Genomic DNA, 25,876 nt, shown 5'->3' with positions numbered 1-25,876 from the left:
GACTGCTGGTGGGCGCCCGGCTTCCGGTTGGTTGCCCGGGGCGCCACTTCTGTGCTGGATGCGCGGCTTGTTGCGGTCGGCGCGACCTGGTGGGGTGGCCGGGCGGGTGCCTGGGTGGTGGCGGCGGGGTGCCCGGAGTGCTGTCGGGGTGCCGGGGGGGCACCAACCTTGCTCTGGTGCGGCGCTTCTGGCGATCAGCCGAAACCGGGTCAAGCCGGGCAGAGGGTGCCGTCGTTCGGGACCTTGGCGTCCAGCAGGAAGTCCCGGACCTTCTCGCCGACGCAGGTGGAGGTGCCGACCGCGCCGTGGCCGGCGCCCTGCCAGCCGATCCGCACGCCGCTCGGCAGCTGCTCGGCGGCCCGTGCGGTGCCCTGCTCCGAGGTGACCGGGTCACCGGCGGTGCTGACCAGCAGCACCGGTGGCACGCCGGGCTTGCTCAGCGGCGGCAGCGCCTGCGTCGGCACCGGCCACGGGCTGCACCAAGCCAGTTGCTGGGTGACAAAACCGCCGAACACCGGGTGCCTGCCCCGCAGGTCGCGGCTGATCGCGTCGATCTGGTCGGCCGACAGCCGGACCGTGGTGTCGTTGCAGCGGGTGGCGATGCCCCCGTCGAGGCGCGTCGGGTTGAGGCGGTCGTCGGCGAGCAGGGGATCGGTGAACGCGGCGAGCTCGGCACCGTCGCCGGAACGGGCGGCGGCGATCGCGTCGGCCAGTTCCGGCCACCGCGTGCGCTGCGCCAGCCCGCTCACGATGGCGTGCACCGCCAACCCGGGATTGAGCGAAACACCGCCGTCGGCGCGCAACTGCTCCAGCAAGCCGGTCACCGCGGTGCGTGCGTCCCCGCCCAGCGCGCAGCCGCGCTGGGCGCAGTCGGCGCCGAACGCGGTGAGCGCGGCCTCGGCCCCGGCGGCCCGCGCGTCGTGCACCGAGGCCACGTCCGGTGACGGGTCGGGGGCGCCGTCCAGCACGAACCGGCCCACGTTGTCGGTGAACCGGACCGCGTACGCGCCCAGCACCTGCGAACCCTCGCCCCTGGCCAGCGCGTTCAGCTTGGTCAGGCCCAGCTGCGAGCGGATCTCGTCGAGATCACCCGCGGTCCGCCAGCTGTCGAAGGCGCCCTGGTCGTCCTCCAGCGTGATGCCGCACTGCTGGCCCGCCTGCCGGGCGGCGTCCAGCAGCGGCTCGACCGACTCCTCCGCCGGGTCGAAGCCGACCAGTTCGGTGCGCACCTCGGCCGGGATGCAGCGCACCGGGTCGGACAGCCCGGTGCCCCGCCGGTCCACCCCGATCAGCGAGAACCGCTGCAGCAACTCGGGCGGCAGCGACGCGGCCAGCCGCAGCGCGTGCAGCGAACCGGGCTCGCCGTCGATGTCGTTGAGCACCACCAGCGGAACCGGCCCGGTGCCCGCCTTGAGCAGGTTGATCCGGGCGATGCCGCGGCCGGGCAGCTCGGGGGCGTCCAGCGCGGTGGACACCCGCCCGCAGCTGAACGGCACGTTCGCCGGAACCGGCTGCCCGCCGAGGCGCTGCCTGGTGTCGGACGCGCAGTCCTTCCACTCGACCGAGCTCTCGCCCGGCTCCTCCAGCGGCGGCAGCGGCGGGGTGGCGGGCGGCCCGGTGACCGGGGCGACCGGCGGCAGCGGCCCGTCGTTCTCCACCACGGGCGGCCGGTTCGACGGCCCGGCGGTGCACGCGCCCGCCAAGGTGCACACCGCGACCGCGAGTGCGAGTACAACCCGGCGCGTCAACTGCGACTCCTCACGCGAAACGATCGTCACCGACGAGCTTCGCACGCCACGGGTGAGGGTTCCGTGAGCACCTACTCCACGCGCTTGACCTCACCGCGGAACACCGCGTCCAGGTCGTACCTGGCCGGTTCCTCCAGCTGCCCGTAGTCGCAGGAGGACGGTTCCCGGTCCGGCCGCCAGCGCACGAACTGGGCGGTGTGCCGGAACCGCGCCGGGTGCCCGCCCTCGGTGTGCTCGTAGCCGACCTCGACCACCCGCTCCAGCCGCAGCGGCACCCACGGCTGCTCCCCGGCGCGCCAGCGGTTCACCCCGCCGGGCAGCCGCTGCCCCTCGGTCACCGCGTCGCCGAGCCACGGGTGCGCGCCGTCGGTGATCAGCGGCGCCAGCTCCTCGGCCAGCTCGTGCCGCCGCGCCACCGGGAAGGAGCCGACCACGCCGACGTGGTGCAGCACACCCCGGTCGTCGTGCAGGCCGAGCAGGAACGAGCCGACCAGCTCACCCGGCTCGCCGTCGACGTGCCAGCGCAGCCCCGCCAGCACGCAGTCGGCGGTGCGCGAGTGCTTGTACTTGAGCATCAGCCGCTTGCCGGGTTCGTACACCGCGTCCAGCGGCTTGCCGATCACCCCGTCCAGCCCGGCGCCCTCGAACAGCTCGAACCAGTGCCTGGCCAGCGCCGGATCGGTGGTCGCAGGCGTGATGAACACCTCCGGCAGCGCCTCCAGCCTGGCCCGCCGCCGCTCGGTCGGCTCGTCGAGGAACGACTCGCCGTCCAGTGCGAGCAGGTCGAAGGCGACGAACTGGGCCGGGGTCTCGCGCGAGAGCAGTTCGACCCGGCTCGCGGCCGGGTGGATGCGCTCGGTCAGCGCGTCGAAGTCGAGCCTGCCGCCCCGCCCGATGACCAGTTCGCCGTCGAGCACGACCCGCGCGGGCAGGATGCGGGCGAGCGCTTCGAGCACCTCGGGGAAGTACCGGTTGAGCGGCTTGCCGGTGCGCGACTGCAGGGTCAGTTCGTCGCCGTCGCGGAAGACCAGGCAGCGGAACCCGTCCCACTTCGGTTCGAACAGCAGCCCGCCGGTGTCCGGGATGGACTTGCCCGGCTTGGCGAGCATGGGCTTGACCGGCATCGTCAGCGACATGGCCCCATTCTGCTCGACCGGGGGTGAGCCGGGCGGGCGCGGTCTGGCTTTTTCCCACCGGGCGTGGCATATCTACCGCGAGGGGTCGGCGAGGAGAGGTGGGCGGATGCGGCCTGATCCGGGGAACACGCGGCCACTCCGGGTGGTGCTGGTGGAGGACCACAGCATGGTGGCGGAGGCACTGGAGATCGCCTTCGGCGACGTGCCGGACATCGATCTGGTCGCCTCGGCGCATTCGGTCGAGTCCGGGCTGGCGGTCACCGGGGTGCACCGGCCGGACGTGGTGGTGCTCGACCGGCGCCTGCCCGACGGCGACGGCATCGACGCGCTGCCGAAGTTCCGCGAGCAGTCCCCGCACAGCCAGGTGCTGGTGCTCACCGGGGAGGCCACCACGAACATGGCCGCCAGGGTGGTCGCCGCCGGCGGGGCCGGGCTGCTGGTCAAGACCGGCCTGTTCACCGACCTGGTGGCCGCGCTGCGGCGGGTGGCCGCGGGCAGTTCCGCCTTCGAGCCCGGCCTGCTGGCCGGGGTGCTGGACCGGCTGGCCTCCCGGGAGCACGGGGCCGAGCCGATGCTCACCGCGCGTGAGCGCCAGGTGCTGGCGCTGATCGCCGAGGGCGCGGCCACCGACCGCATCGCCGCGGAACTGAACCTGGCCAGGAACACCGTTCGCAACCACATTCAGCGCATTCTCGGGAAACTGAACGTGCATTCGAAGCTGGAAGCCGTCGCGTTCGCGCGCCGCAACGGATTGATCGATTAGCCCGCCCGTCGCCCACCACCACCCTCAATGGAGCTGCGCGCTGTTTAGCCCGCCCGTCGCCCACCACCGCCCTCAATGGAGCTGCGCGCTGTTTCAGCTGCCGTCGCCCACCACCGCCCTCAATGGAGCTGCGCGCTGTTTAGCCCGCCCGTCACCCGCAACGGAGCTGAGCACCGATTGGTGCCGATGGCCCATTCTTAAAAAAATCACTGACTAGAACCGGTCCGGCCGATGGTTGGCCGGTGCGACACTGGGGCATCCATCACCCGGCCCACCCACGAGGTGAGTGACAGGGAGACGAAGCCATGCCCGACACAGGAATGGAACCCCCAGTGGTCAGCCGGATCGGCATGGCCGAGGTCCGGCTCGTGGAGGAGGAGACCAGCACCTTCCGCGCGCTCGACTACCGCTACGGCGGCGGTTGGTGCCACGACGCCGCGCTCGCCCAGCTTTCGTGGGGTTACCGGCTCCTCGAAGCGGGGAGCACCCAGCGCGTCAAGTCGAAGTTGTGCTCGGCGCTGGCCGACCTGACCAGTCTGGCCGGCTGGACCGCATTCGACGCCGGTTTCCCCGATGCCGCGCACGCGCGTTTCGACCGCGCGCTGGAACTGGCCAGGGAAGCCGGGGACAACGGTCTCGTGGCGAACATCCTGTACCGCAAGGGCAGGGTGTATCTGCACTACGACCTGCCCGGGCGGGCGCTGACCGCGTTCACCCTCGGCGAGCGCGCCGCGGTCGCCGCCGGTTCGGCGGTGATGCTGAGCGTGCTGTGCGCCAACCAGGCCTGGGCGCACGCGAAGCTCGGCAAGCGCGACGAGGCGATCCGGTCGCTCGGGCGGGCCGACGAGGCGTACGCGCACGCCGGCGACGAGGAGGTGCCGGTGTGGGCGCGCTTCTTCGACCAGAACGACCTCGCCGCGATGATCGGCACCGTGTTCACCGAACTGGCGCTCGGCGTGGACCCCGCCTACGCGCTGCCCGCCTGCGACGAACTCACCGGCGTGGTCGAGCGGTACGGCCGCGACATGAACCGGAGCCGGGCCTTCTGCCTCGTGCTGCTGGCCATCGACCACCTCCTGATGGGTGATTTCGACGTGGCCGCCGCGGTGGGCGGACGGGCGCTGGCGGCCGCCGAAGGCATGAATTCGGCCCGGTTCGCCGACCGGTTGCGCCCGCTGGAGGCCGAGGCCGTCCGCCGGGCCGAACACGCCGAGGCTCGCGAACTGGCGGAGAGAATAGCTACCTTTGCCGCATGAATCGTGTGGCGGGACCGGACACCCTCGGTGAAGAGAGCCTGCAGCAGCTGCTGGAAGGGCTGAAAGCGGTCCGCGACGGCGACTTCAGCACCCGCCTGCCCCGCAGCGGCGACCTGCTGATGGACGAGATGTCCGCGGTGTTCAACGGCATGGTCGACCAGCTGGCCCTGTTCACCTCGGAGGTGACCAGGGTGGCCCGGGAGGTGGGCACCGACGGCAAGCTCGGCGGGCAGGCCGCGGTGCCGGGCGTGTCCGGCACCTGGAAGGCGCTCACCGACTCGGTGAACGCGATGGCCGGGAACCTGACCGGTCAGGTGCGTGACATCGCCGAGGTCGCCACGGCGGTGGCGAAAGGCGATCTTTCGCAGAAGATCACCGTGGACGTCAAAGGCGAGATGCTCGAACTGAAGAACACCATCAACACGATGGTGGACCAGTTGTCCTCGTTCGCCGACGAGGTGACCAGGGTGGCCCGCGAGGTCGGCAGCGAGGGCAGGCTGGGCGGGCAGGCCGAGGTGCCCGGGGTCGGCGGCACCTGGCGTGACCTGACCACCTCGGTGAACTTCATGGCCGGGAACCTGACCGGTCAGGTGCGTGACATCGCCGAGGTCGCCACGGCGGTGGCCAAAGGCGATCTTTCGCAGAAGATCACCGTTGATGCCCGTGGCGAAATACTCGAACTGAAGAACACCATCAACACGATGGTGGACCAGTTGTCCTCGTTCGCCGACGAGGTGACCAGGGTCGCCCGCGAAGTGGGCACCGAGGGCATCCTCGGCGGCCAGGCACAGGTGCCCGGGGTCGCCGGGACCTGGCGTGACCTGACCACCTCGGTCAACTTCATGGCGGGCAACCTCACCTCGCAGGTGCGGGCCATCGCGCAGGTGGCCACCGCGGTGGCGAAGGGCGACCTGACGCAGAAGATCTCGGTGGGCGCGCGCGGGGAGATCCGCGAGCTGAAGAACACGATCAACACGATGGTGGACCAGTTGTCCTCGTTCGCCGACGAGGTGACCAGGGTGGCTCGTGAGGTGGGTACGGAGGGGCGGCTGGGCGGGCAGGCCGATGTGAAGGGTGTTTCCGGTACCTGGAAGGGCCTGACCGAGTCGGTGAACGTGATGGCCGACAACCTCACCGACCAGGTGCGCTCCATCGCCGAGGTGACCACCGCGGTGGCCAAGGGCGATCTGACGCAGAAGATCCGCGTCGACGCCCGCGGGGAGATCCTCGAACTCAAGGACACCATCAACACCATGGTCGGCCAGTTGTCCTCGTTCGCCGACGAGGTGACCAGGGTGGCTCGTGAGGTGGGTACGGAGGGGCGGCTGGGCGGGCAGGCCGATGTGAAGGGTGTTTCCGGCACCTGGAAGGCGCTGACCGAGTCGGTGAACGTGATGGCCGACAACCTGACCAGCCAGGTCCGCTCGATCGCGCAGGTGACCACCGCGGTGGCGCAGGGCGACCTGTCGAAGAAGGTCACCGTGGAGGCCAAGGGCGAGGTGGCCGCGCTGGCGCAGACGATCAACACCATGGTCGACACGCTGTCCGCGTTCGCCGACGAGGTCACCAGAGTGGCCAGGGAGGTCGGCACCGAGGGCATTCTCGGCGGGCAGGCCAGGGTGCCGAACGTGGCGGGCACCTGGAAGAACCTGACCGACAACGTCAACTCGATGGCGGACAACCTGACCAGCCAGGTCCGCTCGATCGCCCAGGTGACCACCGCGGTGGCCCAGGGCGACCTGTCCAAGAAGATCGACGCGGACGCCCGCGGGGAGATCCTGGAGCTCAAGACCACCATCAACACCATGGTCGACCAGCTCTCCGCCTTCGCCGCGGAGGTCACCCGGGTGGCCCGCGAGGTCGGCAAGGAGGGCAGGCTCGGCGGCCAGGCCGAGGTGGAGGGGGTGTCCGGCACCTGGAAGCGGCTCACCGAGAACGTCGACGAGCTGGCGGGCAACCTGACCCGGCAGGTGCGGGCCATCGCCGAGGTGACCAGCGCGGTGGCCACCGGCGACCTGACCCGGTCGATCTCGGTGGAGGCCCAGGGTGAGGTGGCCGAGCTCAAGGACAACATCAACGCGATGGTGCAGTCGCTGCGCGAAACCACCCGCGCCAACGAGGAGCAGGACTGGCTCAACACCAACCTGGCCCGCATCTCCGGGCTCATCCAGGGCCACCGCGACCTGCGCGTGGTCGCCGAGCTGATCATGAACGAGCTGACCCCGCTGGTCGGCGCGCAGCACGGCACCTTCTTCTTCGCCGACCCCGGCCAGAGCCCGCCGCGGCTGCGGCTGATCGCCACCTACGGGCACAACCAGGCCGAGCAGCTGGCCACCGAGTTCGAGTTCGGCCAGTCGCTGGTCGGGCAGGTGGCCAAGACCAGGACGCCGATCGTGGTCGACCGCACGCCCGCCGACTACGTGCGGGTGTCCTCCAGCCTCGGCTCGGCCGCCCCGGTCAACCTGATCGTGCTGCCGATCGTGTTCGAGGACCAGGTGCTCGGCGTGATCGAACTGGCCTCCTTCACCGAGTTCACCGCGGTGCACCGCGATTTCCTCGAGCAGCTCACCGAGACCATCGGCGTCAACGTCAACACCATCATCGCCAACGCCAGGACCGACGCGCTGCTGGAGGAGTCGCAGCGGCTGGCCGGGGAACTGCAGGCGCGGTCGGAGGAACTCCAGGCGCAGCAGTCGAAGCTCCAGCGGTCGAACGCCGAACTGGAGGAGAAGGCCGAGCTGCTGGCCAGGCAGAACCGCGACATCGAGGTGAAGAACTTCGAGATCGAGCAGGCGCGGCAGGAGATCGAGGAACGCGCGCAGCAGCTGGCGCTGGCGTCGAAGTACAAGTCGGAGTTCCTGGCGAACATGTCGCACGAACTGCGCACGCCGCTGACCAGCCTGCTCATCCTGGCCGGGGTGCTGGCGCAGAACTCGTCGCAGAACCTGACCGCGAAGCAGGTCGAGTTCGCCAAGGTGATCCAGTCGGCGGGCACCGACCTGCTGCAGCTGATCAACGACATCCTCGACCTGTCCAAGGTCGAGGCGGGCAAGATGGACATCCACCAGGAGCCGTTCCCGCTCAGCCAGCTGCTGGACTACGTGCGCACCACGTTCCGGCCGCTGACCGCGGACAAGGGACTGGACTTCGAGGTGACCGTCGAGCCGGACGTGCCGGAGCGGCTGTTCACCGACGAGCAGCGGTTGCGCCAGGTGCTGCGGAACCTGCTGTCCAACGCGGTGAAGTTCACCGAACGGGGTTCGGTGCGGCTGGAGGTCAAGCTGGCCGGTGCGGCCGAGGTGGCGTTCTCCGTGGTGGACACCGGGATCGGCATCGAGGAGGAGAACCTCGAGTCGATCTTCGGCGCGTTCCAGCAGGCCGACGGCACCACCAGCCGCAAGTACGGCGGCACCGGGCTGGGCCTGTCGATCAGCCGCGAGGTGGCCTTCCTGCTCGGTGGTGAGCTCCACGCGGAGAGCAGGCTGGGGCAGGGCAGCACGTTCACCCTGCTCCTGTCGGTGTCCCGGCTGTCCACAATGGATGGTGCGGTGGTGGACCGGCTGCTGGAGCCGATTTCCATCGGCGAGCGGGCGGTGCTGGTGGTGGAGGCGGGGGAGAACGGCCTGCTCACGCTGCTCGCCAGGGGTGTCGCCAGGGAAGTCGGTGACGTGGCCGTGGACACCGAGGCCGCACCGGACGAAGCGCTGGCGCGGCTGTCCTCGCGGGCGTACGCGTGCGTGGTGCTGGACCTGAGCCTGCCGGGGGCGACCGCGCTGACCTTCCTCAAGCGGCTGGGGGAAGGCGGCGGCGCGGTACCGCCGGTGCTGGCGCACGCCACGCGCAAGCTCAGCGCGGCGCAGGACCGGTTGCTCCAGGCCCAGTTGCGGCACACCCCGGTGGAGATACTGTCCTCTTTGGACCAGCTGCGCGCGGAGATCACCGCCCGCGTCGACGACGAGCAGCCGGAGCCCGCGGCCGCACCGGCGGCCGGTCCGGCGGAAGCCGGCCTGTCCGGCCGGAACGTCCTCCTCATCGACGACGACGCGCGCAACGTGTTCGCCATCGCGGGCATGCTGGAGGTGCAGGGGGTCAACGTGGTGCACGCCCCGAACGGCAGGCGGGGCATCGACGTGCTGCTGGAGAACCCGGAGATCGACCTGATCCTGATGGACGTGATGATGCCGGAGATGGACGGTTACGCCACCACCGCGGCCATCCGCGAGATGCCGGACTACGCCGGCCTGCCGATCATCATGGTCACCGCGAAGGCGATGGAGGGGGACCGGGAGAAGAGCCTCTCCGCCGGCGCCAGCGACTACGTCACGAAGCCCGTGGACGCCGAGGAACTGCTCAACTGCATGAACCGCCTGCTCACCGCCCGCCCCACCCCCAGCTGACCGCTGGTGCCTTGAGCACCGCGTTCGGGTTGGGTACTCGCGGGCCTGAGTGGGCGACTCGGGCAGCCGAGTTGCGCACTTGCGCGGGTTCGAGTGCGCGGCTCGGGTGCCCGGGCGTGGAGTTGCGGTTGCTTGCGCCGCGTTGGCGCAGCCGAGTTGCGTGTTTCCGGTAGCCGGGCGCCTGTCCCGCGGTCTGGCGCAACTTGGGTGCCCGGGCGTGGAGTTCGGCTGCTTGGGTGCTGTGTTGGCGTAGCCGGGCTGCGTGTTTCCGGTAGCCGAGTGGCGCGCTCGCCTGAGCGTCCGGGTGGGTGAGTGGCTGGTTGGCGGGTGTGAGTTCGCGTAGCTGAGTCGGGCGTTCGGGTCGTCTGCTCGGGCGCCTGAGTGCGCAATTCAGATGCCGGGCGTGGAGTTCGGCTGCTTGGGTGTTGTGTTGGCGTAGCCGGGCTGCGTGTTTCCGGTAGCCGAGTGGTGCGAGCGTCCCGGGTGGGCGAGTGGCTGGTTGGCGGGCGTCAGTTCGGGCAGCCCGCGAACCCGAGCGTGCGGCTGCCTGAACGCGCGTCAGCGGACGCGTTGCTTCGGGGCGCCGTCGAGGTCGATGCGGACGGCGGTGGGCAGAGTCTCCACACCAAGGGATTCGCGCGCCCGGGTGAGCACGCGGGCGTCGAGTTCCTGCCACACGGTCTTCAGGTCGGCACCCTCGCGCAGCGAGATCTCCATGCGCAGGGCCGGCGCCGCCGGGTCGCCGACGGCACGCACCTTGGCTCGGCTGACGCCGTCGACGGCTTCCGCGTCCGCGCGCACGGCACCGGCGATCGCCGAAGCGGTGACCGTGAGCTCCTGGCCCGGCGTCCGGTCGAGGTCCAGGTCCGGCCTGCCTTCCGGGCGCAGGGAACGGAAGAACCACCACAGCCCGAAGGCCAGCAGCAGCACCCCCAGCACGATCGCGGCGACCTTGGCGAGCACCGGCTCGCGGCCCAGCCACTGCACCGCGATCGGGTCGAGCACCGGCCGCTGCGCGCGGAAGGTGCCCAGCCAGCCCTGCCCGACCACCAGCGCCACCACCCCACCGGCCAGCGCGAGCAGGCCGACCAGCGAGGTCAGCGTGCGCTCGGCGCGGTAGGACCTGGCCAGGGCCTTGCTGGCGACGGATTTCATCGGCGGTCCTTCGGTGAGTCGACGACAACGGACACCTTTGGCCGGCGTGCCAGCGGGACGTCGGCGACCAGCGAGCGCACGGTTTCCAGCAGTTGCGGCCGCAGCTCGCCCTCGGTGGCCAGCCGCGACGTGGCGCGCACCCGCACCTTCTTCGCGCTGGCCGTCACCGACGCGCCGGTGACGTTCTCCTCGGCCCGCACCCGCCTGCCCACCAGCCGCGCCAGCGACCGCGGGGTGGTGGTGACGCTGACCTCCTCGGCGGGATCGGTCAGCCGGACCGCGCGCCGCCTGGCCGCGGCGGCGAGCAGCAGCAGGACCAGCCCGCCGACCGCGACCAGCGCGGCGGTCAGCCGGACCGGGCCGCTGGTCCAATCCAAAGTGGACAGCTGATCCCGCCAGTCCCGCCACGGCACGATCAGCGGCGCCTCGGCCGGCCGCCACCAGTGCCAGCCGACCTCGGCGGCCAGCAGCGCCCCCGCCACCGCGACGGCCAGCCCGAGCAGGGTGGAAAGCAAACGGACGAACACACGCACCGCGGAACCCCTCCTATCGCACCCGTGGCCGGGTTTCCGGCAGCAACGCGGACACCGTCACCGCCAGCGAGCGCACGCGGTAGGCGGTGATGTGCTCGACCTCCTCGGTCACCCGCTCCCGCACCTCGCCGACCACGGTGCGGACCGGGGCCGGGTAGTGCAGGGCGAGGTCGAGCGCGAGGTCCACGTCGTTGTCCCGGCCCGAGACCTTGGCGCCGGCGCCGTGCGTGCCCAGACCCAGCCCGGCCACCTTCCGCTCCACCCGCGCCGTGCCCGGCACCTGGTCGGCGGCGCGCTGGGCGACCTTGCGCACCACCGAGTGGTCGATGGTCAGCTTGCCGCGCTCACCCGGCTCGGCCGGCGCGCCCGACGGGCGCAGGTCGACCGCGGTCACCGGTCCCTGCCCTTGCCGAACATGTCGCCGAGATCGAGCTCGCCGTCGAGGACCCGCCCGACGACCAGGCCGATCACCCCGACCGCCAGCGTGACGAGGAAGGCGGTGAAGCTCTGGCTCGCGGCGAGGCCGAGCACCAGCCCCGCGATGATTCCGGTCTGCGTAGCGTTCATTCTTCCTTCGCTCCTTGGGTGAGGCTGACGTCGGTGATCTCGATGTCGACGGGAACGTTCCCGGCGATCCGGCGCACCCGCTCGCGCAGTTCGGCGCTCACGCCGGTCAGCGGCTCGCCGAGCCGGAGCACCACGGCGATCTCGATCCCGTGGTCCGCGGTGCGCACGCCGACCACCCGGCGCCCCGGCAGGTGCGTCACGTGCCCGCCGGTGGCACCGCCCGCCAGCCGGACCACCGACGGGTGCGCGAGCACCGCGCCCGCGATCTCGTCGGCCAGCGCGCCCGGCGGGCGGGCTCCAGCGGTGGTCATCACTCGACCCGCGAGGTGCTCTCGTCGGTGTCGTCGTCCTCGGGCAGGTGGATGTCGTTGACCGCGATGTTCACCTCGATCACCTCGAGCCCGGTGATCTGCTCGACGGTGCTGATCACGTTGCGCCGCACCGCGCGCGCCACGTCGACGATCCGCGCGCCGTACTCCACCACCACGTCGAGGTCGACCGCGGTCTGCTTCTCGCCGACCTCCACCGAAACCCCGGCGGTGGTCACCGTGCCCGAGCCGGGGATGCGTTCCTTGATCGCCCCGAAGGCGCGGGAGACCCCGCCGCCGAGGGCGTACACCCCGGACACCTCGCGGGCGGCGATCCCGGCCACCTTCTGCACCACGGCCGAGGCGATCGTGGTCTTGCCCTGCGCCCCGTCCTCGTTCAGCACCGGCGTCGAGCCCGTCCGCAGGGCGGGGGTGGTGCCGGTGCTCGGGTTCGTCGCGCTCGTCTGCGCCATGTGAATGCCGCTCCTTTCCCAACGTCGTTCGCTATTCGTACGATGGGCCGGGCGTGCGCGCCATTCCGCGGTATCGCTCGAACGGGTGAGTCCCTAGCCGGGGTGGACGTCCACCACGTGCACGTTCACCGTCGGGGCGGGTTCGCCCAGTTCCGCGGTCAGCGCCCTGGCGAGCCGGACGCGCAGCGCGTCGGCGGCCTCGTCGGCGGCGACGCCGTACCGCACCGTGGCGAGCACTTCGAGGCCGCCGGCTTCGAGCGCGACCGCGGCGATGTGCAGGCCGCCGATGTGGTGCCCGAGTTCGGCGGCGAGCCGCCGGGTGAGCAGCACCAGCGCCTGCTCGGACACGCGGAGCCTGCCGCCGTCCTGGTGGTACTCCACGGCCGTGGAGCTGCCGCGCAGGGCGCGCACCGAGCGCAGCACCCGGTCGACCAGCCCCGGTGGCGTCGGCACGGCCGTGCGGGCCGCCGCGCGCACCAGGTGCCAGTCGGGATCCTGCCTCGGGTCCTCGGCCGGTGCCGTGCTCATCGCAGCTCCTTGAGTTTCGCGAGCAGAGCCACCCTGGCGCGGTGCAACCGCGAGCGCAAGGCCGGAACGCTCACCTCGAGCACCTCGGCGACCTCCTCGTAGCTCAGCCCCTCCAGTTCGCGGAGGACCAGCGGCACCCGCTGGGACACGTCGAGGCCGGCGATCGCCCGGAGCGTGGCGTCCACCTGCTCGGCGCGCACGACCTGGCCCTCGGGGTCGGCGTGGAGGTCGGCGAACTGCATCCCGGCGTCGACCCCTTCACCGGCGTCCAGCGAGACCGTCGGCTTCCGGCGCCGCACGTGGGCCAGTGCCGCGTTGGTCACCACGCGGTAGAGCCAGGTGGACACCGCCGACTCGGCGCGGAAGCCGGACAGCCCGCGCCAGGCCGAGATCCACGCGTCCTGCACCACGTCCTCGGCCTCGGCGCGGTTCCCGGTGATCCGCACGGCCACCCGGTACATCCGCGGGGTGTGCCGCCGGACCAGCTGGTCGAACGCGTGCGGGTCACCCGCCGCGGCTCTGCGCAGCAGCTCCTGGTCCGGGTCCGGCGGCACGGTCAGCGCCGCCGGTAGCGGAACATGGTGAACCCGTCCTCGTGCAGCACGGACGCCAGCGCCAGCTCGCGGGGCGCTTCGCTGAGCGCGCCCGTGGCGATGCGGCCGGCCCCGGCCCCGGCCAGCAGCGGCGCGACGGTCAGGCACAGCAGGTCGACCAGGTTCTCCGCGATCAGCCCGCCGAACAGCCGCGGCCCGCCCTCGCAGTTGACCCGGCGCAGCCCGCGGCGGTCGAGTTCGGCCAGTGCGGTGGGCAGGTCCACGGTCTGCCGCCCGGCGACGACCACCTCGGCCCCGGCGTCGGCGAGCGCCCGGCGGCGGTCGTGCGGGGCGCCTTCGGTGGTCAGGATGATCGGCGGGACGGCGGCGTCGGTGAACAACGAAGAGCCGGGTTCGATCGAGCAGCGCGCGGTGACCACCGCGATCGGCGGAATCGCGGACCGGCCCAGCCGCCGCCGCGCCTCGGCCCGCTCCGCGCTCAGCCGCACCCCGCGGTAGCCCTCCGCGACGACCGTGCCCGCGCCGACCAGCACCACGTCGCACAGCGCGCGGCCGAGCAGGAAGATGCGCTTGTCCGCCGGGTGGGACAACCCCTCGGACCGGTCCGCCACGGTGACCGCGCCGTCGGCGGAGGAGACGAAGTTCACCTGCACGAAGGGTGCGGCCAACTCCGGCGGATATCCGTAGAGCCGTTCGAGGTCCGCGCCGGTCAAGTCCCCGTCGGCGCCGTTGCGGGGCCAGAGCTGCTGCACGCCCTTCATCCCAGCACGGGTTAGGCTCGCCCGCATGCCCCAACGCCTGATCGATCGAGACCCCCAGCTGGGCGCGGAGGAGCTGATCGGCTCGCTGGTCCCGCCGCCGCGGTTCGACGGCGTGCGCTTCGACACCTACGTGCCCAACCCCGGCGAGCCCAGCCAGGCCGCCGCCGTGCGCGACTGCTCGGCGTTCGCCGCCCGGGTGAGCGCCGCGGCCAAGCCCAGGTCGAAGTGGCGCACGCTGTTCGGCGGTGGTGGCGCGGCGGCCGAGGAGAAGCCGGGGCTCTACCTCGACGGCGGTTTCGGCGTCGGCAAGACGCACCTGCTCGCGTCCATCTGGCACGATTCGCCGTCGCCCAAGGCTTATGCCACCTTCGTCGAGCTGACGCACCTGGTGGGGGCGCTGGGTTTCGCCGAGGCGGTGCGGCGGCTGTCCGAGCACCGGCTGCTCACCATCGACGAGTTCGAACTGGACGATCCCGGCGACACCATGCTGGTGACCCGGCTGCTGCGCGAGCTGACCGACGCCGGTGTCTTCATCGCCGCCACCTCGAACACGCTGCCGGACAAGCTGGGGGAGGGCCGGTTCGCTGCGGAGGACTTCCTGCGGGAGATCCAGTCGCTGTCCGCGCGGTTCGGCGTGGTCCGGGTGGACGGCCCCGACTACCGCCACCGCGGCCTGCCCGAGGCACCACCGCCCGCGGCGGACGCCGAACTGGGCGCCTCGGCCGCCGCCGTCCCGGAATCCACTTTGGACGACTTCGGCGAGTTGTGCGGCTACCTGGCGAAACTGCACCCGTCGCGGTACGGGCGGCTGGTGCGCGGTGTGCCGATGGTGCACCTGCGCGGGGTGTTCGCGGCGCCGGACCAGACCGTCGCCCTGCGGCTGGTCGCCTTCGCCGACCGGCTCTACGACAGCGCGATCCCGGTGATGGCCTCCGGGGAACCGCTGTCGGCGCTGTTCACCGAGGAGATGCTCCAGGGCGGGTACCGGAAGAAGTACCTGCGGGCGGTGAGCAGGCTGACGGCGCTGGCGAGGGACGCGAGCAAGCCCGCGCCGCGGTCGTGAGCACGGCCGCGAGCAGCGGCACCAGCGCCACGGCCAGCCCGGCGCCACCGGCCACGTCGGTGGCGTAGTGGTAGTGCAGGCCGATCATGCCGATCCCGGCGCCGGCGGTCAGCAGCACGCCGATCGCGGCCACCAGCAACGCCGTGCGGGCCGCCCGGACCAGCAGCACCGCCACGGTGAGCGTGGTGACCAGGCTCACCGTGTGCCCGCTGGGATAGGCGAGGTGGTCGTCGTAGTAGCGGCCGAACCACGGTTTGAGCACCCAGCTCGACAGCAGCACGGCGACGGCGGGGGCCAGCACGGTCAGCGCGAGCCCGGTCCAGTGCCGCCGGACCGCGCAGCCGATCGCGAGCAGCGCGAGCGCGGGCAGCAGCACGTGCGGCTCGGTCGGCAGCACCAGTACGCGCAGCACGAACTCGTTGCCGCCCAAGGTGTTCTCCACGACCCTGGCGATCCCCGCGTCCGGTGCGGCGAAGCCGTGCTCACCGGCGAAGAGCAGGCCCAGCACCAGGAACACGGTGAACCCGGCCAGCGCGGTGCCCAGCGTGGCCGTGGTCCTGGTCCTGGTGGTCCGGTCGATACCGGCGAGCCTACGGGTAATTCGGTCGCCCGCGCCCACGCGGTCGGTCACCATGCGCGGGTGGGCTATCTCGAGGCGAGTGCGTTGTCCTACCGGCTCAGCGACGGCAGGCAGCTGTTCGAGGACGTGTCGTTCCGCGTCGGCGCGGACCAGGTGGTGGCGCTGGTCGGGGACAACGGGGCCGGCAAGACCACGCTGCTGCGCCTGCTCGGCGGCGAGCTGACCCCGCTCTCCGGCGGGGTGCAGGTGCAGGGCGGGTTCGCGCTGATGCCGCAGTTCATCGGCTCGGTGCGCGACGAGCGCACGGTCCGCGACCTGCTGCTCGCCGTGGCGCCGGTGCCGTTGCGCGCGGCCGCCGCCGAACTGGACGCGGTCGAACTGCTGCTGATGGACACCGACGACGAAGCCACCCAGATGCGCTACGCCGAAGCGCTGGCGAACTGGGGTGAAGCGGGCGGGTACGCGGCGGAGGTCCTGTGGGACACGGTGACCGTGGCCGCGCTCGGCGTGCCGTACGACCGGGCGCGCTTCCGCGAGGTGCGCACGCTCTCCGGTGGCGAGCAGAAGCGGCTGGTGCTGGAGGCGCTGCTGCGCGGGCCGGAGCAGGTGCTGCTGCTCGACGAGCCGGACAACTACCTCGACGTGCCCGGCAAGCGCTGGCTGGAGGAGCGGCTGGCCGAGACCGGCAAGGCGGTGCTGCTGGTCAGCCACGACCGGGAACTGCTGGCCGCGGCGGCCACGCACGTCGTCACCCTGGAGGGTGGCACGACCTGGGTGCACGGCGGCGGGTTCGGCCGCTGGCACGAGGCGCGCCGGGCCCGCTGGGAGCGGATGGCCGAACTGCGGCGGCGGTGGGACGACAAGCACGAGCAGCTGGTCGAACTGGTGCGCTCGCTGCAGCGCGCGGCCTCGATGAGCGACGAGATGGCCTCGCGGTACCGGGCCGCGCAGACCCGGCTCCGGAAGTTCGACGAGGGCGGGGCGCCGCCGTTGCCGCCGAAGGAGCAGAAGCTCAAGCCGCGGCTGAGCGGCGGCCGGACCGGGCTGCGGGCGATCACCTGCACCGGGCTGGAGCTGACCGGGTTGATGCGGCCGTTCGACCTGGGGGTCTTCTTCGGCGACCGGGTGTGCGTGCTGGGCTCGAACGGTTCGGGCAAGAGCCACTTCCTGCGGCTGCTCGGCGGTGACGGGTCGGTGGCGCACAGCGGGGTGTGCCGGCTGGGGGCCAGGGTGGTGCCCGGCCTGTTCGCGCAGACGCACCAGCACCCGGAGTGGCTCGGGCACACCCTGGCCGAGCTGCTGTGGCGCGGTGACGACACGCGGCCGGGCGTCGACCGCGGCACGGCGATGGCCGCGCTGAGCCGCTACGGCCTCGCCGCCGCCGGTGACCAGCGGTTCGAGACGCTCTCGGGTGGGCAGCAGGCGCGGTTCCAGGTGCTGCTGCTCGAACTGGGCGGTGCCACCCTGCTGCTGCTCGACGAGCCGACCGACAACCTGGACCTGATTTCGGCGGAGGCACTGCAGGAGGCGCTGGCGGGGTTCACCGGCACCGTGGTCGCGGTCACGCACGACCGGTGGTTCGCGCGCTCGTTCGACCGGTTCGTGCTCTTCGCGGCTTCGGGGGAGGTCAGCGAGGTGGGGGAGCCGGTGTGGACGGAGGGACGGGTGGACCGGGTGCGCTGAGCGGCGGGACCGCCCGAAGCCTCCGGCGCACTGCCGCGGTTGCTGGTGAGCTGCGCGGTGCAGCCCGCCTCTCGAGGCGCTCGGCGGCCGGGCAGCCGGGGCCGGTTGTGGCCTAGGCCACCCGTCGGTTAGAGTGGCATAGTCCACTCGGCAGGCAAGCGGGTCAGGAGAGCGGGTACGGATGCAGGAGCTTCCACACCTCGGCGGGGAAGACCGACTCGTCGAACCGGAAGGCGTTGCCGTCGGCGTCGAAGACGACCAGGTGTTGTTCGAGCACCGCCGACGGGCTGGGCAGTTGCAGCCGTTTCCGCTCGACGGGGGTGGCGAGCCGGGCCCGGACCTGGTCCCGGCCGAACGAGGGCCGTGGTCCGGCGTGGGTGGTGACGTAGGTGTCCACCTCGGCCGGGGCCAAGGCGGGGTCCAGCAGGCCCGGGGCCCGCGTGGCGAGATCGCCGCCGAACCACGAGGTGCGCAGTTCCGCCGGGGTGCCGCCCGGATCGCTGACCAGCACCTGCCGCCGGACGCCGTGGCTGCCCTCCTGGGCACCGAACGCGTCGGTCACGTGCGGGGGTGCTGCGACCTGCTCGGCGACGAGCACCTCCAGCCCGGCGTCGAGCGGGAAGCTGACGTCGATGGTGCGCGACGGGGCGAAGCGCCTGCCGTGTGCGCCGGGCAGGTCCCCGCGCACGTAGGTGCCGGAACCGTGCCTGCTCTCCACGTACCCCTGGTGCCGCAGCAGGCGCAGCGCGTCGGCGGCGGTGGGGCGTGCCACGCCCCACTCCTCGCTCAGTTGCCGTTCCGAGGGCACGCTCGCGCCCGCCGGTAGCTCACCGGAGATGATCCGGGCGCGGATGCTGTTCGCGATCCGGTGGTACTTCGGCGACTTCTCGCTCTCCGTCATGCACGTCCTGGTTCGGGTGGCCTAGGTCACCTGGACCTTAGCAGCCCGGCTCAGCCGCCGGTTTCGATCTCGGCTTCGACGCGCCCGGCTTCCACCGCGGCCACCAGTTCGGCGTGATCGGCTTCGGTCTGGTCGGCGTAGCGCACCGCGTACCGGCCCACCACCTCGTCCATCTCCTCGTCGTCGGCGAAGTACCCGGCGAGCAGCCGCGGGTCGATGGAGCGCACGTGCGCGCGGGCGAGCAGGGCACCGGCCAGCCGCCCGTAGTCGTCGAGGTGGTTGCCCTTGAGCGCGGTCGGATCGATGTCGCCCTTCATGTTGCGGAACTGGCGCACGATGTACGGGTGGCCCTCGATGGTGGTCCAGCCGAGCAGGATGTCGGTCTCGGCCTGGACCAGCCGGGCGCCGTGCACGATGCGCTGCCCCTCGTGCTCGGCGGGCGGGCAGTCCAGGAACGGCTCCAGCGAGGACGGCCGGGCCTGTTTGACCTGCAGCACCAGCGCCTCGCCGGTGTTGCCCTGCAGCAGCGCCACGTAGCTGCGCAGGCCGACGCTGCCGGTGCCGACCACCCGGAAGGCCACGTCGGCCACCCCGTACCGGGTGATCAGGTTCCGCCGCGACTCCCGCAGGGTGTCCACATAGGACACCAAACCGGTGGTGACGGCTTCGGCGGTCGCCTCGTCCACCCGGGTCAGCACCGGCGGCTCCTCGACGAACCGGTTCTCCCGCGTCCACTTCGCCACCACCCTGGCGCTGGTGTTCTTGCGCGCCTTGGCCGCGGCGTCGGCGAAGTCGTCGATCAGCTCGTCGGCCTTGACCCGGCTCAGCGCCGCGGCGTTGGGCAGCGCGTTCCACGAGCGCATGAACGGCAGCTCGGCCAGGTTCCGCACGGTCCGCCGGTAGGACTTCACCACGTCCTCGGCGGCTTCGCGGCACTTCGACGCCGAGACGCCGCCTTCACGACCGGCCAGCACCAGGCTGGTGGCCAGCCGCTTGACGTCCCACTCCCACGGGCCCGGCACGGTCTCGTCGAAATCGTTGATGTCCATCACGATCTCGCCGTCCGGGGTGCCGTACAGGCCGAAGTTCGCCGCGTGCGCGTCCCCGCAGATCTGGGCGATCAGCCCGCTCTTCGGCGCGTCGGCGAGGTCGGCGGCCATCAGCCCGGCGGCCCCGCGGAAGAACGAGAACGGGGAGGAGACCATCCGGCCCATGCGCAGCGGCACCAGCGACGGCAGCCGCCCGGCGTTGCTGGTCTCGATGAACTCCAGCACACCGGGCCGCCGCCGTCCGGCTGCCTCGTGGTCGTGCGCGGACGGCGGGGTCGCCGCGCGCAGCGCCTCACCCCGGGCCCGCACCTCGTCCGGGTCCTGGACCTCCCGCAGTGCCGCCGCGTCGCGCCGTCCGCTGACCATGGCCCGCTCCCTTCACCGATGGGGCGAGCTAACCAGATTCAGCGTGCGCCGATGACCTCGGCCAGCGCTTCCACGCCGCGGTCCAATTCGTCCTGTTCGACCACCAGCGGCGGTGCCAGGCGGAGGGTGTGGCCGTGGGTTTCCTTGCACAGCACCCCGAGCCCGGCCAGCGCCTGCGAAGCCTCCCGGCCGGTCGGGCCACCGGGGGCGATGTCCACCCCGGCCCACAGCCCGCGCCCGCGCACCGCGGACAGGCCGTTGCCGACCAGCTTCGCCAGCCGCTCGTGCAGGTGCGCACCCAGTTCCCGCGAGCGCTGCTGGAACTCGCCGGTGGCCAGCAGCCGGACCACCGCCCGGCCGACCGCGCAGGCGAGCGGGTTGCCGCCGAAGGTGGAGCCGTGCTCACCCGGCTGCAGCACGCCGAGCACGTCCCGCGAGCCGACCACCGCGGACACCGGCAGGATGCCGCCGCCGAGGGCCTTGCCGAGGGTGTAGACGTCGGCGCGCACGCCGTCGTGCTCCGAGGCGAGCAGCGTGCCGGTGCGCGCCAGGCCGGACTGGATCTCGTCGAAGACCAGCAGCGAGCCGGACTCGTCGCACAGCCGGCGCGCCTGCGCCAGGTAACCCTCCGGCGGCACGATCACGCCCGCCTCGCCCTGGATCGGTTCGAGCAGCACGGCCGCCGTCCGCGGGCCGATGGCCGCGGCGAGCGCTTCGGCGTCGCCGTAGGGCACGGTGACGAAGCCGGGGGTGAACGGGCCGAAGTCGGCACGCGCGGTCTCGTCGGTGGAGAAGGAGACGATGGTGGTGGTGCGGCCGTGGAAGTTCGAGCCGGCCACGACGATCTCCGCCTGCCCGTCCGGCACGCCCTTGACCCGGTAGGCCCACTTGCGGGCGAGCTTGACCGCGGACTCCACCGCTTCGGCGCCGGAGTTCATCGTCAGCACCATCTCGGTGCCGGTCAGCTCGGCCAGCTCCTGGCAGAACCGGCCCAGCTGGTCGTGGTGGAACGCCCGCGAGGTGAGCGTGACCCGGCCCAGCTGCTCGGTGGCCGCGGCGACCAGCGCCGGGTGCCGGTGCCCGAAGTTGAGCGCGGAGTACCCGGCGAGGAAGTCCAGGTACCGCTTGCCCTCGACGTCGGTGACCCAGGCGCCGTCGGCTTCGGCGATGACCACGGGCAGGGGGTGGTAGTTGTGCGTGCCCCACTGCTCGTCGAGGGCCACGTACGCGGCGGCGGAGGTCGTCATGCGATCAGGTTAGGGGCTGTCCGGGGAACCTTCATCCGGAAATCATTGCTTCTGACCGGCGTTCGTTGCGCAGTTGGCGGCTTCAGGCGACGATTCGTTGCGACCGGCCCGTCGTGCGGTGTGGCGGTCGCTGTTCTACTGTCGCGGGATGACGGTGCGTGACGCGTTCCGCGTGGACGAGGCGGCCGGGGTGGTGCTGCCGGACCCGCGTGACCGGCCGGTCGGCCCGGTGAAGAAGGCCAAGTCGCGGGCGCAGCTGCCCGAGCTGGGGGCCGAGCTGGACGAGCTGCAGGAACGGCTGTTCGCCGAGCAGCGCCGCAGCCTGCTGCTGGTGCTCCAGGGCATGGACACCGCGGGCAAGGGCGGCACGGTCCGGCACGTGCTCGGCATGGTGAACCCGCAGGGCGTGCGGTACCAGGCGTTCAAGAAGCCGACCGGGGAGGAGCTGCGGCACCACTTCCTGTGGCGGGTGCGGAAGGTGCTGCCCGAACCGGGGCAGATCGGCGTGTTCGACCGCTCCCACTACGAGGACGTGCTGGTGCCGCGGGTGCTCGGGCAGCTCGCCGGCCGGGACCTGAAGCAGCGCTACCGCGAGATCAACGACTTCGAGCAGGAGCTGATCGCCGCGGGCACCACCATCGTCAAGGTGTTCCTGCACATCTCGCCGGAGGAGCAGCTGAGCAGGCTGACCGCCCGGCTGCGCGATCCGGCCAAGCGCTGGAAGTACACCCCCGCCGACCTCGAGGCCCGCGGGCGGTGGCACGACTACCAGCGGGCCTACCGCGGGGTGCTGCGGCAGACCTCGACCGCCGCCGCGCCGTGGTACGCGGTGCCCGCCGACCGCAAGTGGTACCGGAACTGGGCGGTCGCCGGGCTGCTGCTGGAAACCCTGCGTGAGATGGCGCCCGCCTACCCGCAGCCCGGCTACGACGTGACGGCCGAACTGGCGGCGCTGGCCGCGGCGAAAGCGCTGCCGTAGCCAACCGGTGGCGCGTCTGACAGAGTGCTGCCCGTGAGTGACGACGTCTCCTTCCTCCGGAAACAGGCCCGCACCCAGCGGTTCACCCTGGGCGCGCCCAAGGAGTTCCGGATCTCCCCGGACGGGCGCCGCGTGCTGTTCCTGCGGGCCGAATCCGGGGTCGACCGGCGCAACAGCCTGTGGAACCTCGACCTGGGCACCGGCACCGAGACCAAGGTGGTCGACGCCGCTCAGCTGCTGCCCGGCGAAGAGGACCTGCCGCCCGAGGAGCGGGCCCGGCGCGAGCGCAGCCGCGAGACCTCCGGCGGGGTGGTCGGCTACGCGGTGGACGCCGGGTTCCGGCTGGCCACCTTCAGCCTGTCCGGCAAGCTCCACACCGTCGACCTGGCCTCGGGGCAGGTCCGCACGCTGGTGGAGACCGCGGTGATCGATCCGCGGCCGAACCCGGCGGGCACCCACGTGGCCTACGTGCGCGACCGGCGGCTCCGGGTGGTCGAGCCGGCCACCGGCGCGGACCGGCTGCTGGTCGACGAGCCGGGGGAGCACCTCGCCTGGGGGCTCGCCGAGTTCATCGCGGCGGAGGAGATGGGCCGCGCCCGCGGGTACTGGTGGTCCCCCGAAGGCGACCGGCTGCTGGTGGAGCGCAGCGACGGGACGGCGGTGCCGCGGTGGAACATCGCCGACCCCGCGCACCCGGACGCCGAGGTGCACACCGTGGCCTACCCGGCCGCCGGAACGGCCAATGTGGACGTGTCGCTGTCGATCATCGGGCTGGACGGCAGCCGGGTGGACGTCGAGCGCGGTGACTGGGAGTACCTGGCGTCGGTGCACTGGTCGGCGGGCGGCCCGCCGCTGATCGCGGTGCAGCCGCGCGACCAGCGGCGGCTGGAGATCCGCTCGGTGGACGTGCGCGACGGCTCGACCTTCCTGCTGCACGCGGAAACCGACGAGCACTGGGTGGAGCTGGTGCCGGGGGTGCCGGCGTGGACGGCGGACGGCAGGCTGGTCCGGGTCGGCGTCGCCGACGACACCTACCGGCTGATCGTGGACAACCGCGCGGTCACCGGGCCGGGGCTGCAGGTGCGCTCGGTGCTGCACGTCGGGGACGAGGTGCTGTTCAGCGCGTCGGCCGAGGACCCGACGCAGATCCACGTCTACCGCACCGCCGGTGACGAGGTCCAGCGGTTGTCCCTTTCGGACGGTGTGCACATCGGCTCCGGTTCGGCGGCGGTCACCGTGCTGTCGTCGTGGAGCCTGGAGCACAGCGGACCCGAGGTGACCGTGCTGGCCGACGCCCAGCCGGTGGCGAAGATCGTCTCGTCCACGGTGGACCCGGGGCTGGAGCCGAACCTGACCTGGCTGACGCTGGGCGAGCGCGGCCTGCGCGCGGCGCTGCTGCTGCCCACCGGGTACCGCCCGGAGCAGGGCAAGCTGCCGGTGCTGCTCGACCCCTACGGCGGCCCGCACGCGCAGCGCGTGCTGCAGAGCCGCAACGCCTTCCTGAACCCGCAGTGGCTGGCCGACCAGGGCTTCGCCGTGCTGGTCGCGGACGGCCGCGGCACGCCGGGCCGCGGCCCCGCCTGGGAGAAGGAGATCTCCCGCGCGCTGGCCGAGGTCACCCTGGCCGACCAGGTGGACGCGCTGCACGCGGCGGCCGCCGAGCACCCGGCGCTGGACCTGGACCGGGTGGGCATCCGCGGCTGGTCCTACGGCGGGTACCTCTCGGCGCTGGCGGTGCTGCGGCGGCCGGACGTGTTCCACGCGGCGGTCGCCGGTGCGCCGGTCACCGACTGGTCCCTGTACGACACCCACTACACCGAGCGCTACCTGGGCACCCCGCAGCAGGACGCCGAGTGCTACGAACGGAACTCGCTCATCGCCGGTGCCGGGGACCTGCGCCGGGCGCTGCTGCTGGTGCACGGGCTGGCCGACGACAACGTGTTCGTGGCGCACACGCTGCGGCTGTCCTCGGCGCTGCTGGCCGCCGGGCGGCCGCACACCTTCCTGCCGCTGGCCGGGGCCACGCACATGACCCCGCAGACCGAGTCCGTCGCCGAGAACCTGGTGCGGTTGCAGGTCGGCTGGCTGCACCGCGAACTCGAAGCGCACCGGAAGGAACAGGACGCGTGAACCGCTGGGGCATCACGATCCCGCTGACCGGGGTCCCGCTGGCCGCGCACCGCGAGCTGGTGCAGGAGCTGCCGGACCTGGGCTACACCGATGCCTGGTCCGCCGAAACCGCCGGGACGGACGCGTTCTCGCCGTTGCTGCTGGCCTCGCAGTGGGCGCCGTCGCTGCGGCTGGGCACCGCGATCGTGCCGGTGTACACCCGCGGGCCGGGGCTGCTCGCGATGAGCGCGGCGACACTGGCCGAATGCGCGCCGGGCCGGTTCGTGCTCGGCATCGGCACCTCGTCACCGGTGATCGTCGAGGGCTGGAACGCCGCGGAGTTCAGCGAACCGTTCGCCAGGACCAGGGACACGCTGCGCTTCCTGCGGTCCGCGCTGGCGGGGGAGAAGGTCACCGAGCAGTACCCGACGTTCTCGGTGAGCAAGTTCCGGCTGGAGCGCATCCCCGACCCGGCGCCGCCGATCATGCTGGCGGCGCTGCGGCCCGGCATGCTCAAGCTCGCCGCGAAGGAGGCGGACGGCGCCATCACGAACTGGCTGGCGCCGGGTGACGTGCCGAAGGTGCGCGAGGTGCTCGGCACCGGACCGGAACTGGCCGCGCGGATCTTCGTCTGCCCCACCGAGGACGCCGACGCCGCGCGCGGGCTCGGCCGGTTGCTGATCAGCAGTTACCTGACCGTGCCGGTGTACGCGAAGTTCCACGACTGGCTGGGCCGCGAGGAGGTCCTCGCCCCGATGCACCGGGCGTGGGCGGCGGGTGACCGCAAGGCGGCGAACGAGGCCATTCCGGACGAGGTGGTCGACGACCTGATCGTGCACGGCAGCCCGGAAGCCTGCCGCGAGCGCGTGCAGTCCTATGTGGACAACGGGCTGACCACCTCGGTGATCGCCCTGCTGCCCACCGGCGGGGACCCGTTCGAGCAGGTGCGCGCGCTGCGGCCGGCTTAGCTCCCGACGGACAGGGTGAGCAGGGCGGCGCCGAACCCGGCGGTCAGGGTGGCCGCCACGTATCCCGCCGCCTGCCCGGTGCGGCCCCTGCTCACCAGGTCCACGGTCTCGTGACCGAAGGTGGAGTAGGTGGTCAGCGCTCCGCAGAAACCGATGCCGAGCACCGCCTGCACCGCGCCGGTGGTTCCGGTGAGCAGGCCCAGCACCGCCGAACCGGCGACGTTGACCCAGAAGGTCGGCCACGGGAAGCCCGGGCGCGGGCCCAGCAAGCGGTGCACGAGGTAACGCAGGACGGCACCGGCGGCGCCACCCACCGCGACGAGCAGCGCGGTCACGCCTCGCCCGATCGGGTGGCCCGGCTGGTGAGCCGCACGCCGAGCGCCACGGCCAGCAGGCAGGCGGCGAGCGTGCCGAAGGTGTAGGCGAACGCCTGCCACAGGTCGCCGTGCTGTGCGGCCTGCAGGGCGTCGAGGACCGACGTCGAATACGTGGTGTAGCCGCCGAGCACGCCGACCCCGAGGAACGCCCGCAGCAGCGCGCCGGCGGAGGCGGTGTAGAGCACGCCGATGAGCAGGCAGCCGGTCACGTTGACGAGCACTGTGGACACCGCGAAACCGCCGGGCGGGTGCGGGAACAGCACGGACAGGCCGAAGCGGGCGAGGCTGCCGAGCGCCCCGCCGAGCGCGACCGCACCGAGGACGCGTGCCGGCAAGATCGTCACCTCCGCGGGCGAATGTACCCGGCGGAGGCCC

At 72.2% G+C, this 25,876-nt stretch carries 25 protein-coding genes; 8 read left to right on the top strand and 17 right to left on the bottom strand.

Features of this window, described 5'->3' with window-relative positions:
* Positions 1–209 precede the first annotated feature (209 nt).
* Positions 210–1,748 (bottom strand): alpha/beta hydrolase, encoded by a 1,539-nt coding sequence (locus tag AC07EG_RS15790; protein ID WP_478253807.1) that lies wholly within the window; start codon positions 1,746–1,748, stop codon positions 210–212.
* Between the two features lie 71 nt (positions 1,749–1,819).
* Complete coding sequence (locus AC07EG_RS15785; RefSeq protein WP_478253806.1) at positions 1,820–2,884, bottom strand: ATP-dependent DNA ligase; 1,065 nt, start codon at positions 2,882–2,884, stop codon at positions 1,820–1,822.
* 106 nt (positions 2,885–2,990) lie between these two features.
* On the opposite strand from AC07EG_RS15785, the gene AC07EG_RS15780 reads away from it, so the two are divergent.
* The 3 genes from AC07EG_RS15780 (at position 2,991) to AC07EG_RS15770 (ending at position 9,300) form a co-directional block, all read left to right on the top strand.
* On the top strand, positions 2,991–3,647 hold the full coding sequence (locus AC07EG_RS15780) for a response regulator (RefSeq protein ID WP_478253805.1): 657 nt from the start codon (positions 2,991–2,993) through the stop codon (positions 3,645–3,647).
* Between the two features lie 305 nt (positions 3,648–3,952).
* On the top strand, positions 3,953–4,903 hold the full coding sequence (locus AC07EG_RS15775) for a transcriptional regulator (RefSeq protein ID WP_478253804.1): 951 nt from the start codon (positions 3,953–3,955) through the stop codon (positions 4,901–4,903).
* Positions 4,900–9,300 carry a HAMP domain-containing protein gene (locus AC07EG_RS15770; protein ID WP_478253803.1) on the top strand — a complete coding sequence of 1,467 codons (4,401 nt, stop codon included), beginning with the start codon at positions 4,900–4,902 and terminating at the stop codon, positions 9,298–9,300. Before AC07EG_RS15775 ends, AC07EG_RS15770 begins: the two co-directional genes overlap by 4 nt.
* Before the next feature lie 558 nt (positions 9,301–9,858).
* Here AC07EG_RS15770 and amaP read toward each other — a convergent pair.
* The 9 genes from amaP to AC07EG_RS15725 form a co-directional block, all read right to left on the bottom strand.
* A complete protein-coding gene (amaP, locus tag AC07EG_RS15765; protein ID WP_478253802.1) occupies positions 9,859–10,455 on the bottom strand; it encodes an alkaline shock response membrane anchor protein AmaP in 597 nt (198 codons plus the stop codon).
* On the bottom strand, positions 10,452–10,988 hold the full coding sequence (locus AC07EG_RS15760) for a DUF6286 domain-containing protein (protein ID WP_478253801.1): 537 nt from the start codon (positions 10,986–10,988) through the stop codon (positions 10,452–10,454). Before AC07EG_RS15760 ends, amaP begins: the two co-directional genes overlap by 4 nt.
* Before the next feature lie 13 nt (positions 10,989–11,001).
* A complete protein-coding gene (locus tag AC07EG_RS15755) occupies positions 11,002–11,382 on the bottom strand; it encodes an Asp23/Gls24 family envelope stress response protein (RefSeq protein WP_478253800.1) in 381 nt (126 codons plus the stop codon).
* Positions 11,379–11,555 (bottom strand): hypothetical protein, encoded by a 177-nt coding sequence (locus AC07EG_RS15750; protein WP_209665782.1) that lies wholly within the window; start codon positions 11,553–11,555, stop codon positions 11,379–11,381. The genes AC07EG_RS15755 and AC07EG_RS15750 overlap by 4 nt, the downstream gene beginning before the upstream one ends.
* Entirely contained in the window at positions 11,552–11,866 is a 315-nt protein-coding gene (locus AC07EG_RS15745; RefSeq protein ID WP_478253799.1) for a hypothetical protein, read from the bottom strand. The genes AC07EG_RS15750 and AC07EG_RS15745 overlap by 4 nt, the downstream gene beginning before the upstream one ends.
* Complete coding sequence (locus AC07EG_RS15740) at positions 11,866–12,336, bottom strand: Asp23/Gls24 family envelope stress response protein (protein ID WP_478253798.1); 471 nt, start codon at positions 12,334–12,336, stop codon at positions 11,866–11,868. Before AC07EG_RS15740 ends, AC07EG_RS15745 begins: the two co-directional genes overlap by 1 nt.
* Before the next feature lie 93 nt (positions 12,337–12,429).
* Complete coding sequence (locus tag AC07EG_RS15735; protein WP_478253797.1) at positions 12,430–12,864, bottom strand: hypothetical protein; 435 nt, start codon at positions 12,862–12,864, stop codon at positions 12,430–12,432.
* The gene (locus AC07EG_RS15730) at positions 12,861–13,424 is read right to left on the bottom strand and encodes an RNA polymerase sigma factor (protein WP_478253927.1); all 564 of its coding nucleotides are present in this window, start codon (positions 13,422–13,424) and stop codon (positions 12,861–12,863) included. The genes AC07EG_RS15735 and AC07EG_RS15730 overlap by 4 nt, the downstream gene beginning before the upstream one ends.
* Positions 13,421–14,179 carry a pyrimidine reductase family protein gene (locus AC07EG_RS15725; protein WP_478253796.1) on the bottom strand — a complete coding sequence of 253 codons (759 nt, stop codon included), beginning with the start codon at positions 14,177–14,179 and terminating at the stop codon, positions 13,421–13,423. The genes AC07EG_RS15730 and AC07EG_RS15725 overlap by 4 nt, the downstream gene beginning before the upstream one ends.
* A gap of 25 nt (positions 14,180–14,204) precedes the next feature.
* Between AC07EG_RS15725 and zapE the strand changes: the two genes are divergently transcribed.
* The gene (gene zapE, locus AC07EG_RS15720) at positions 14,205–15,242 is read left to right on the top strand and encodes a cell division protein ZapE (RefSeq protein WP_478253795.1); all 1,038 of its coding nucleotides are present in this window, start codon (positions 14,205–14,207) and stop codon (positions 15,240–15,242) included.
* On the opposite strand, the gene AC07EG_RS15715 is transcribed toward zapE, so the two are convergent.
* Positions 15,136–15,876 (bottom strand): phosphatase PAP2 family protein, encoded by a 741-nt coding sequence (locus AC07EG_RS15715; RefSeq protein WP_478253794.1) that lies wholly within the window; start codon positions 15,874–15,876, stop codon positions 15,136–15,138. The genes zapE and AC07EG_RS15715 overlap by 107 nt on opposite strands.
* A 6-nt stretch (positions 15,877–15,882) precedes the next feature.
* On the opposite strand from AC07EG_RS15715, the gene AC07EG_RS15710 reads away from it, so the two are divergent.
* On the top strand, positions 15,883–17,505 hold the full coding sequence (locus tag AC07EG_RS15710; protein WP_478253793.1) for an ABC-F family ATP-binding cassette domain-containing protein: 1,623 nt from the start codon (positions 15,883–15,885) through the stop codon (positions 17,503–17,505).
* A 163-nt stretch (positions 17,506–17,668) separates the two neighbouring features.
* Here the strand turns inward: AC07EG_RS15710 and AC07EG_RS15705 are convergent, their stop codons facing one another.
* From AC07EG_RS15705 to rocD, 3 genes are read right to left on the bottom strand one after another with little or no spacing between them, the layout of a single operon-like run.
* Positions 17,669–18,406: a GntR family transcriptional regulator gene (locus tag AC07EG_RS15705; protein WP_478253792.1), complete on the bottom strand. Its 738-nt coding sequence runs from the start codon at positions 18,404–18,406 to the stop codon at positions 17,669–17,671.
* Between the two features lie 50 nt (positions 18,407–18,456).
* Positions 18,457–19,821 (bottom strand): DUF2252 domain-containing protein, encoded by a 1,365-nt coding sequence (locus AC07EG_RS15700; RefSeq protein ID WP_478253791.1) that lies wholly within the window; start codon positions 19,819–19,821, stop codon positions 18,457–18,459.
* A gap of 38 nt (positions 19,822–19,859) precedes the next feature.
* Entirely contained in the window at positions 19,860–21,068 is a 1,209-nt protein-coding gene (rocD, locus tag AC07EG_RS15695) for an ornithine--oxo-acid transaminase (protein ID WP_478253790.1), read from the bottom strand.
* Positions 21,069–21,216: 148 nt separating this feature from the next.
* Here rocD and AC07EG_RS15690 point away from each other — a divergent pair, with 148 nt between their 5' ends.
* The 3 genes from AC07EG_RS15690 to AC07EG_RS15680 are packed head-to-tail and all read left to right on the top strand — an operon-like array spanning position 21,217 to position 25,124.
* A complete protein-coding gene (locus AC07EG_RS15690) occupies positions 21,217–22,047 on the top strand; it encodes a PPK2 family polyphosphate kinase (RefSeq protein WP_478253789.1) in 831 nt (276 codons plus the stop codon).
* Positions 22,048–22,080: 33 nt separating this feature from the next.
* Positions 22,081–24,177: a S9 family peptidase gene (locus tag AC07EG_RS15685; protein ID WP_478253788.1), complete on the top strand. Its 2,097-nt coding sequence runs from the start codon at positions 22,081–22,083 to the stop codon at positions 24,175–24,177.
* On the top strand, positions 24,174–25,124 hold the full coding sequence (locus AC07EG_RS15680) for an LLM class F420-dependent oxidoreductase (protein WP_478253787.1): 951 nt from the start codon (positions 24,174–24,176) through the stop codon (positions 25,122–25,124). Before AC07EG_RS15685 ends, AC07EG_RS15680 begins: the two co-directional genes overlap by 4 nt.
* Here the strand turns inward: AC07EG_RS15680 and AC07EG_RS15675 are convergent.
* Together AC07EG_RS15675 and AC07EG_RS15670 are read right to left on the bottom strand one after the other, a co-directional pair.
* A complete protein-coding gene (locus AC07EG_RS15675) occupies positions 25,121–25,459 on the bottom strand; it encodes a fluoride efflux transporter FluC (RefSeq protein ID WP_478253786.1) in 339 nt (112 codons plus the stop codon). The two genes, AC07EG_RS15680 and AC07EG_RS15675, sit on opposite strands and share 4 nt — an antisense overlap.
* The gene (locus AC07EG_RS15670; RefSeq protein WP_478253785.1) at positions 25,456–25,836 is read right to left on the bottom strand and encodes a fluoride efflux transporter FluC; all 381 of its coding nucleotides are present in this window, start codon (positions 25,834–25,836) and stop codon (positions 25,456–25,458) included. The genes AC07EG_RS15675 and AC07EG_RS15670 overlap by 4 nt, the downstream gene beginning before the upstream one ends.
* Positions 25,837–25,876 lie beyond the last annotated feature (40 nt).

The sequence above is a fragment of the Amycolatopsis sp. NPDC045836 genome (assembly GCF_056431745.1).
The sequence above is the reverse complement of the archived record's forward strand: the minus strand, read 5'-3'. Positions and strand labels throughout refer to the sequence as shown.

Excerpts from the sequence above, each read along its gene's own strand:
- AC07EG_RS15785 (WP_478253806.1), bottom strand. The coding sequence starts at position 2,884 with ATGTCGCTGACGATGCCGGTCAAGCCCATGCTCGCCAAGCCGGGCAAG.
- AC07EG_RS15780 (WP_478253805.1), top strand. The coding sequence starts at position 2,991 with ATGCGGCCTGATCCGGGGAACACGCGGCCACTCCGGGTGGTGCTGGTG.
- AC07EG_RS15775 (WP_478253804.1), top strand. The coding sequence starts at position 3,953 with ATGCCCGACACAGGAATGGAACCCCCAGTGGTCAGCCGGATCGGCATG.
- AC07EG_RS15770 (WP_478253803.1), top strand. The coding sequence starts at position 4,900 with ATGAATCGTGTGGCGGGACCGGACACCCTCGGTGAAGAGAGCCTGCAG.
- amaP (WP_478253802.1), bottom strand. The coding sequence starts at position 10,455 with ATGAAATCCGTCGCCAGCAAGGCCCTGGCCAGGTCCTACCGCGCCGAG.
- AC07EG_RS15750 (WP_209665782.1), bottom strand. The coding sequence starts at position 11,555 with ATGAACGCTACGCAGACCGGAATCATCGCGGGGCTGGTGCTCGGCCTC.
- AC07EG_RS15745 (WP_478253799.1), bottom strand. The coding sequence starts at position 11,866 with ATGACCACCGCTGGAGCCCGCCCGCCGGGCGCGCTGGCCGACGAGATC.
- AC07EG_RS15740 (WP_478253798.1), bottom strand. The coding sequence starts at position 12,336 with ATGGCGCAGACGAGCGCGACGAACCCGAGCACCGGCACCACCCCCGCC.
- AC07EG_RS15735 (WP_478253797.1), bottom strand. The coding sequence starts at position 12,864 with ATGAGCACGGCACCGGCCGAGGACCCGAGGCAGGATCCCGACTGGCAC.
- AC07EG_RS15725 (WP_478253796.1), bottom strand. The coding sequence starts at position 14,179 with ATGAAGGGCGTGCAGCAGCTCTGGCCCCGCAACGGCGCCGACGGGGAC.
- zapE (WP_478253795.1), top strand. The coding sequence starts at position 14,205 with ATGCCCCAACGCCTGATCGATCGAGACCCCCAGCTGGGCGCGGAGGAG.
- AC07EG_RS15715 (WP_478253794.1), bottom strand. The coding sequence starts at position 15,876 with ATGGTGACCGACCGCGTGGGCGCGGGCGACCGAATTACCCGTAGGCTC.
- AC07EG_RS15705 (WP_478253792.1), bottom strand. The coding sequence starts at position 18,406 with ATGACGGAGAGCGAGAAGTCGCCGAAGTACCACCGGATCGCGAACAGC.
- AC07EG_RS15700 (WP_478253791.1), bottom strand. The coding sequence starts at position 19,821 with ATGGTCAGCGGACGGCGCGACGCGGCGGCACTGCGGGAGGTCCAGGAC.
- rocD (WP_478253790.1), bottom strand. The coding sequence starts at position 21,068 with ATGACGACCTCCGCCGCCGCGTACGTGGCCCTCGACGAGCAGTGGGGC.
- AC07EG_RS15690 (WP_478253789.1), top strand. The coding sequence starts at position 21,217 with ATGACGGTGCGTGACGCGTTCCGCGTGGACGAGGCGGCCGGGGTGGTG.